Below are 6,669 nucleotides of genomic sequence, written 5' to 3'. Positions count from 1 at the left end.
ACCCCAGAGGGCCTGCGGCGTCGGTGCGGAGATCCGCACCCGGTCGTTCTGGAGGATGCTGGGCTCGTCGTCGAAGTGGAAGCCGTTGTCGAGGGCGGCCCGGTAGACCGCACCCACGGCGAGGACGAGGAGCGCCGCCGCGAGCAGCGCGCGTCGCCGCATGCGCAACCCCTCAGGCCCCCTCCCGCACCAGGCGCGCGTTGGCAGCCGAGAGGCGCTCGATCAGGGTGCGCAGAAAGACCTTGTGGAAGTGGAGCTGGCAGGAGAGCGAGACGCGCTCGATGTGGCTCGCGGTGACCTTGAGGACGGCGACCGGGGTGCGGGCGAGGATGCTCGCCTGCCGTCGGCCCTTGGTGACGTAGCCCATCTCGCCGAAGCAGTCCCCGGCGCGCAGGAGGCCGATGGAACGCCCGGCCTTGCGCACCTCCACCTCGCCCTCCACCACCACGTAGAAGGCGTCGTCCAGCTCGCCCTCCCGGAGGATGGCCTCGCCCGGGCCGTACCGGGCCCAGAGCCCGGCGCGCAGCACCTCCCAGACCTCGGCCTCGGGGAAGTCGGCGAAGAAGGCGAGCGCGCGCAGCGCGCGGAAGCGCTCCTCCTCGTCGACCTCGCGCCGCGGGTGCTCCAGGAAGTCGAACGCGCGGCTGAGCTCGGCGGCCATGTCGAGGCCGGTGGCGAAGCGCTCGGCGGGGTCCTTGGCCAGGGCCCGCGCCACCACCGGCTCGAGGACCTCGGGAAGCTCCGGCCGCAGCGCCCGCAGCGGCGGCGGATCGTCCTGCACGATGCGGTGCAGGAGCCCCGAGAGGCTCTCGGCCTGGAAGGGGTGGCGTCCGGTGAGGAGCTCGTAGAGGACGATCCCGAGGGCGAAGAGATCCGACTGCCCGGTGGGGGTCTCCTCGCGCACCTGCTCCGGCGACATGTACTTGGGCGAACCCACGAGCCCCAGGGGCTGGGTGACGGCGAGGTCCGGCTGGCTGATGTAGGCGATGCTGAAGTCCCCCACCTTGACGTCCATCTCCGGGGTCAGGAGCAGGTTGCCGGGCTTGACGTCGCGGTGGATGACGCCGTGGCGGTGGGCGTAGTCGAGGGCGCGGGCGCAGCGGAAGACGAGCTCCACCACCTGCTCCACCGGCAGCAGGTTGTCGGGCCGCGTGTGCGGCTTGAGGGTTCGCCCGCCCTCCACGTACTCCATGACGATGTAGAGGGTCTCGTCCTCGATCCCGGCGTCGTAGACGGCGAGGATGTTGGGATGGCTCAGCCGTCCGGCGGTCTGCGCCTCGTTGAAGAACATCCGCTGGTAGACGCGGCCGCGGTCGGGATCGCGCAGGATCTCGCGGTGGGCGACCTTGACCGCCACCTGCCGCTCGAGAAAGGAGTCGTGGCCCAGGTAGACCAGGCCCATGCTGCCGCGGGCGATGGGCCGCAGGATCTCGTACTTGCCCAGACGCCGCGGATGCTCCGCGCCGCTCATACCCCGCCTCCGCCCGCGCTCTGCGGGCCCGCCACCGGCACCACCGTGCCCGCGCGCACGCGCGCCGCCGCCTCCTCGGGCGGCAGCGGCGGCACGATGCCGAAGCCCTGGCCCTGATCGCAGCCCATGCCCCGCAGCACGTCCCAGGTCTCGCGTCCGCCCACGCCCTCGGCCACCACCTGCAGCCCCAGGTTGTGGGCGAGCTCGATGGTGGAGCGCACGATGATGGCGTCGCTCTCGTCGACGGTCATGTGGGCGACGAAGCCGGCGTCGATCTTGAGGGTGTGCACGGGCAGGCGCTTGAGGTAGCCGAGGCTGGAGTAGCCGGTGCCGAAGTCGTCGATGGCGAGCCGCACCCCCATCTCGTGCAGGGCGCAGACCACCTGCCGCGCGAGCCGCGGGTCGGTCATGATGGCGCTCTCGGTGACCTCGATCTCCAGCAGCGCGGCCTCCACCCCCGCCGCCTCCAGGGCCTCGGCGACGTGCCGCGGCAGCGCCGGGTCCTGCAGCGTGCGCGCCGAGAGGTTCACCGCCACCGGCAGCCGCAGGCCCTCCGCCGCCCACGCCCAGGCCTGGGCGAGGGCGGCCTGCAAGACCTGGTCGGAGAGCCTGCGCATCAGCCCCGTGCGCTCGATGTGGGGGAGGAAGTGACGCGGCTCGAGCAGACCGCGGCGCGGGTGCCGCCACCGCAGCAGCGCCTCGACCCCCGTGACCCGCCCCGTGCGCAGGGCCACCTTGGGCTGGTAGAGGAGCACGAACTCGCCGGTCTCCACCGCGCGGCGGACCTCGCCCATGAGCGCCAGCCGCCGCACCGTGCGCTGGTCGCGCGCGGGGTCGTAGACGGTGACGCCGTGATGGCCGCCCTTGGCGATGTACATGGCGAGCTCCGCCCGCTGCAGCAGCCGCGCCGGGGTGGTGCCGTGGTCGGGGGCGCAGGCCACGCCGACCCCACCCCCGACGTCCAGCGGCACCCCCTCGAACTCGCACGGGCGCGAGACGCGCTCGTGCACGCAGCGGGCCAGCGCCTCCGCCTCCGCCGGGCCCGCCTGCGCCAGGATCGCGAACTCATCCCCGCCGAGGCGCCCGACGAGGCTGCCCGCCGGGGCGGCCGACCGCACCCGCTCGGCCACCAGGGCCAGCAGCCGGTCCCCCGCCTCGGGACCGAGGATGTCGTTGACCTCCTTGAAGCGGTCGAGGTCCAGCACCAGCAGGGCCTGGGGGCCGCCCCCGGCGAGCCGCGCCGCGGCCTCCTCGAGGAAGGCGGCGCGGTCGGCGAGGCCCGTGAGCGGGTCGATGCGCGGGCGCGCCGCGGCCACGGGGCGCCCCCAGCGCCAGGCCGCAAGCAGCAGCCCCGCGATCGCCAGCGCCACCGCGAGGACGTAGGCGGTGCGCGCCCCGCCGGCAAGAAGCGGCAGCGCCGCGACGAGCGCCGCCGTCGCCGCGGCCAGCGCCGCCATGAGCAGGGCGGCTGTCGCTCGGTGTTCCATCGTCTCCCTTGCCCCCTCGCCGCAGGGCGCAGCATACCACCGATGGCACCCGCCCGCGGGGCCCCCGCTCACTCCGGGATGGGATGGAAGGCGCGGGAGATGTAGGCGATCACGGCCTCGATCTGGCCCGCGTCGAGGACGCGGCCCCAGGCCGGCATGGAGGTGCCCGGCAGGCCCTCGCGGATCACCCGCCTCAGCCGGGCGCGGGTCATGCCCGCCATCGCCTCGGGGTCGGTGAGGTCGCGCGGGTGCGGCTCGAGGAAGGTGCCGATCCAGTTGCGCGCGGTGCCGTCGGCGGCGTGGCAGAAGGCGCAGTTGGCCTGGTAGATCCGCTCGCCCTCGCGCTCCAGCGGGGTGAGCCCCTCGATGCGCGGCGGGATGTCGTGGCGGGCGAAGGGCGTCGCCCCCGAGAGCGCATCCGGGGCGCGGTGGGAGTAGCCTGCGCGGGGGAAGGAGACGGCCTCGGTCTCCCACAGCGGCCCCGGGTCCTGCACGCGCCCGGCGTCGTGGCAGCTCACGCAGCTCGCGAGGAAGAGCCGCTTGCCGCGCCGCTGCGCCGGCGTGAGCCGGTCCCACGGCGTGTCCAGCGCCAGCTCGCCGGTGGCGAAGGGGTAGGCGTCGCGGTAGCGCTCGTGATCCGGCCAGCCGTTGGCGGCCGTGTGGTAGCGGGTGTTGGGCTCGCGCCGGCGCATGAAGGTCTCGCGCACGAAGTCCACCACGGCCTCGATCTCGGCCGCCGTGAGCACCCCGCCGAAGGGCTTCATGGCGGTCCCGGGCCGTCCCTCGGTCACCGCCCGGATCATGCGCTCGCGGGTCAGGACCTGCGGGTCGGCGCGGGTGAAGTCCACCGGCGGCGGCGAGAGCATGCGCGCGGCCAGCGTGCGCGCATCGCCCGCGTAGCCGTGGCAGTAGTAGCAGCGGAAGTTGTAGACCTCCCGCCCGAGGTCACCCCCCCCGGCCACGGACGGCGGGGCCGCAAGGGCCGGCAGCAGCGCCGCCAGCGCCCACGCGGCGAGCCTGCGGGACACCTCAGCGCTTCGCCGCGTCATCCCCGGTGGCGGCCAGGATCTCCTTCAGGCGCGGCTCGATGAAGGCCTGGAAGACGTACTCGGCGACGTTGGCGATCTCCTGGTCGGTCAGCACCTTGCTCCAGGCCGGCATCTCGCTGCCCACGTCGCCCATGGCGATGGCCTCGAAGAGGTGCTCGCGGTTGAGGCTCGTCACCGCGCCCGGGTGCGAGAAGTCCCGCGGCCTGGGGAAGATGAAGAACGAGCGTGGGCCGCGGCCGTCGCCGTTCTTGCCGTGGCAGGCGGCGCAGTTCTCCTCGAAGAACCGCCGGCCCCACTCCGGATCGCCCTCGAGGCCCTTGGGCATGGGTTCGGCCATGAAGGCGGCGAGATCCCCCGAGGGCGTCTCGTGGCCGTGCCCCCCGCCGTCCTCGCCGGCCGGGCCGGCGGCACCGCCACGACCCGCCACCGCGGCCGGCGCCGGCATGAAGGCGGTGCGGATGTAGTCCACCACGGTCTCGATCTCCTCCTCCGAGAGGCGGAAGCGCCATGGCGGCATGGCGGTGTTGGGGCGGCCGAAGGAGACCGAGTGGATCATGCGCTCGCGCGTCAGCTCCTCGGGGTCGGCATGGGTGAAGTCGGTCGGCGGCGGATCGAGGCGGCCGGCGGCGCGGCTGCGCCCGTCGCCGCGCTCGCCGTGGCAGACCGAGCAGTTCTCGGCGTAGATGCGCCGCCCGGCCTCCACCTCCTCGCTGGCCACGGGGCGCATGAAGTGCTCGCGGATGTAGCCGACGACGGCCTCGATCTCGGCCCGGGTGAGCTGCGCCTTCCACGGCGGCATCGCCGTGCCCGGGCGCCCCTCCATGACCGAGCGCACCATGCGCTCGCGCGTCAGCTCCACGGCGGCGTCCGGCGCGGTGAAGTCCCTCGGCGGCGGCACGAGGTTGTTGGCGGCGCGCGTGCGCCCGTCGCCGCGGTCGCCGTGGCAGACCGAGCAGTTCTCATGGTAGATGCGCGCGGCATCCACCGCCGCACCGCCCTGCCCACCCGCGGCCGACGCGGGCGCCTGGGCGCCTTCGTCGCCGGCCACCGCCGCGCCGGCCAGAACCAGGGCCGCCAATCCGGTCGTCCACCACCTCACGGCTTCGCCTCTCCCTCCCAGTCTGCCGCGGCAGGGTACGCCAAGGCGGCAGCGACGGCAACGGCCGGTTGACGGCCCCCGGCGCCTTCGCCTATAAGGCCGCCTGACCCCACATCCGGTGCGGACATGTTCGGCAGCAAGGCAAGGCTTCGTCGCACGGGGCTTGCAGGCGCCGCCCTGCTGGCACTGGCCGGCTGTGTGAGCGCGCCCCAGCAGCGGGAGGGCGCGGTCGAGCTCGTCTTCCCGCCGCCGCCGGATCCGCCGCGCTTCTACTTCGAGCGCACCATCCTCACCACCGCCGAGGTGGAGCCGCCGGACGAGGAGGAGCTGCTGCGCTACATGCTCACCGGCACGCGCACCGCCCGCGGCGTCGCCTTCGCCAAGCCCTTCGACGTCGCGGTCCACGAGGGCCGGCTCTTCGTCTCGGACACCGTGCGGCGGGTGGTCTACGCCCTCGACTTCCCCGAGCACCGCTGGTTCGAGATCGGCAACCGCGGCGACAACGGCGATCTCGCCAAGCCCCTGGGGCTCGCCGTGGACGCCGCCGGCAACCTCTACGTCGTCGACGGCACCCAGAAGCGCGTGGTGATCTACGACCGCGACGGCAATTTCCTCCGCGCCGTGGGCGGGATGGACATCCTCGACCGCCCGTCCCACGCCACCCCGGACCCGGAGGGCAGACGCCTCTACGTCGTGGACACGGGCGGCGTCTCCAGCCAGCGCCATCGGATCGTCGTCTTCGATGCGCTGACCGGCGAGCACCTCTACGACATCGGCAAGCGGGGCGTCGGCGACGGCGAGTTCAACCTGCCGCGGGACATCAGCTGGGGCCCCGACGGCAATCTCTACGTGGTCGACGGAGGCAACTTCCGCGTCCAGGTAATCACCCCGGACGGCAAGTTCGTGCGCAAGTGGGGCCAGGTCGGGCGCCGCTTCGGCCAGTTCGCGCGCCCCAAGGGCATCGCCCACGACCCGGACGGCAACGTCTACGTCGCCGACGCGGCCTTCGGCAACTTCCAGATCTTCGACCCCGAGGGCCGGCTGCTGATGTTCATCGGCGAGCGCTCCGAGACCGGCGGCCCGGCCAAGTACATGCTGCCGGCCGGGATCACCATCGACGAGGACGGGCGCATCTACTTCGTGGACCAGTTCTTCCGCAAGGTCGACGTCTTCCGCCCCGCGGGGCTCGCCCCGGACGCGGGCCACCTCATGCGTGAGGCCGCCCCCAAGGGGGAGGGCAAGGAAACCGCGCCGGCCGAAGGCCCCGGCGGCACCAAGGCCGGCGGCTGAATCTGCCCCGGCGGGGCTGCACCGCAGGCGCGATCACCCACGAGGGCCCGGATGGACGACCAGGGCCGGCCATGGCGCGGCCGAGCGCCCGCGGGGGCGGCGGCCGTGAGGCGCGTCTTCGTCGCCGCCCTTGCCGCCCTGCTCGCCGTCCTCGTCCTGGCCGCCTACCGCCCCGCCACCGGGCAAGCCGCCTTCCACCTCGACGACCACCGCAACATCGCCGACAACCCGGCGGTGCACCTCCGCGAGCCGCGCCTCGAGGGCCTCGCCGCC

Annotated in this window: 5 protein-coding genes; 1 reads left to right on the top strand and 4 read right to left on the bottom strand. The window is 73.8% G+C overall.

Going from position 1 to position 6,669, the window contains the following annotated elements; translation table 11 throughout:
• Positions 1-172: 172 nt before the first annotated feature.
• The 4 genes from EDC57_RS12605 to EDC57_RS12590 all read right to left on the bottom strand — a co-directional run bounded on the left by EDC57_RS12605 (position 173) and on the right by EDC57_RS12590 (position 5,106).
• Complete coding sequence (locus EDC57_RS12605; RefSeq protein WP_123402279.1) at positions 173-1,471, bottom strand: serine/threonine-protein kinase; 1,299 nt, start codon at positions 1,469-1,471, stop codon at positions 173-175.
• Positions 1,468-2,958, bottom strand: coding sequence for a putative bifunctional diguanylate cyclase/phosphodiesterase (locus tag EDC57_RS12600; protein ID WP_123402278.1), 1,491 nt, complete (start codon positions 2,956-2,958; stop codon positions 1,468-1,470). Before EDC57_RS12600 ends, EDC57_RS12605 begins: the two co-directional genes overlap by 4 nt.
• A gap of 68 nt (positions 2,959-3,026) precedes the next feature.
• Entirely contained in the window at positions 3,027-3,986 is a 960-nt protein-coding gene (locus tag EDC57_RS12595; protein ID WP_170165153.1) for a c-type cytochrome, read from the bottom strand.
• A 1-nt stretch (position 3,987) separates the two neighbouring features.
• On the bottom strand, positions 3,988-5,106 hold the full coding sequence (locus EDC57_RS12590) for a c-type cytochrome (protein WP_170165152.1): 1,119 nt from the start codon (positions 5,104-5,106) through the stop codon (positions 3,988-3,990).
• A 126-nt stretch (positions 5,107-5,232) separates the two neighbouring features.
• On the opposite strand from EDC57_RS12590, the gene EDC57_RS12585 reads away from it, so the two are divergent.
• Complete coding sequence (locus EDC57_RS12585; RefSeq protein WP_123402275.1) at positions 5,233-6,396, top strand: NHL repeat-containing protein; 1,164 nt, start codon at positions 5,233-5,235, stop codon at positions 6,394-6,396.
• Positions 6,397-6,669 lie beyond the last annotated feature (273 nt).

Source organism: Inmirania thermothiophila (genome assembly GCF_003751635.1).
Lineage (GTDB): Bacteria > Pseudomonadota > Gammaproteobacteria > DSM-100275 > DSM-100275 > Inmirania > Inmirania thermothiophila.
This window is presented reverse-complemented; position numbering and strand designations above follow the sequence as displayed.

Excerpts from the sequence above, each read along its gene's own strand:
- EDC57_RS12585 (WP_123402275.1), top strand. The coding sequence starts at position 5,233 with ATGTTCGGCAGCAAGGCAAGGCTTCGTCGCACGGGGCTTGCAGGCGCC.
- EDC57_RS12600 (WP_123402278.1), bottom strand. The coding sequence starts at position 2,958 with ATGGAACACCGAGCGACAGCCGCCCTGCTCATGGCGGCGCTGGCCGCG.
- EDC57_RS12605 (WP_123402279.1), bottom strand. The coding sequence starts at position 1,471 with ATGAGCGGCGCGGAGCATCCGCGGCGTCTGGGCAAGTACGAGATCCTG.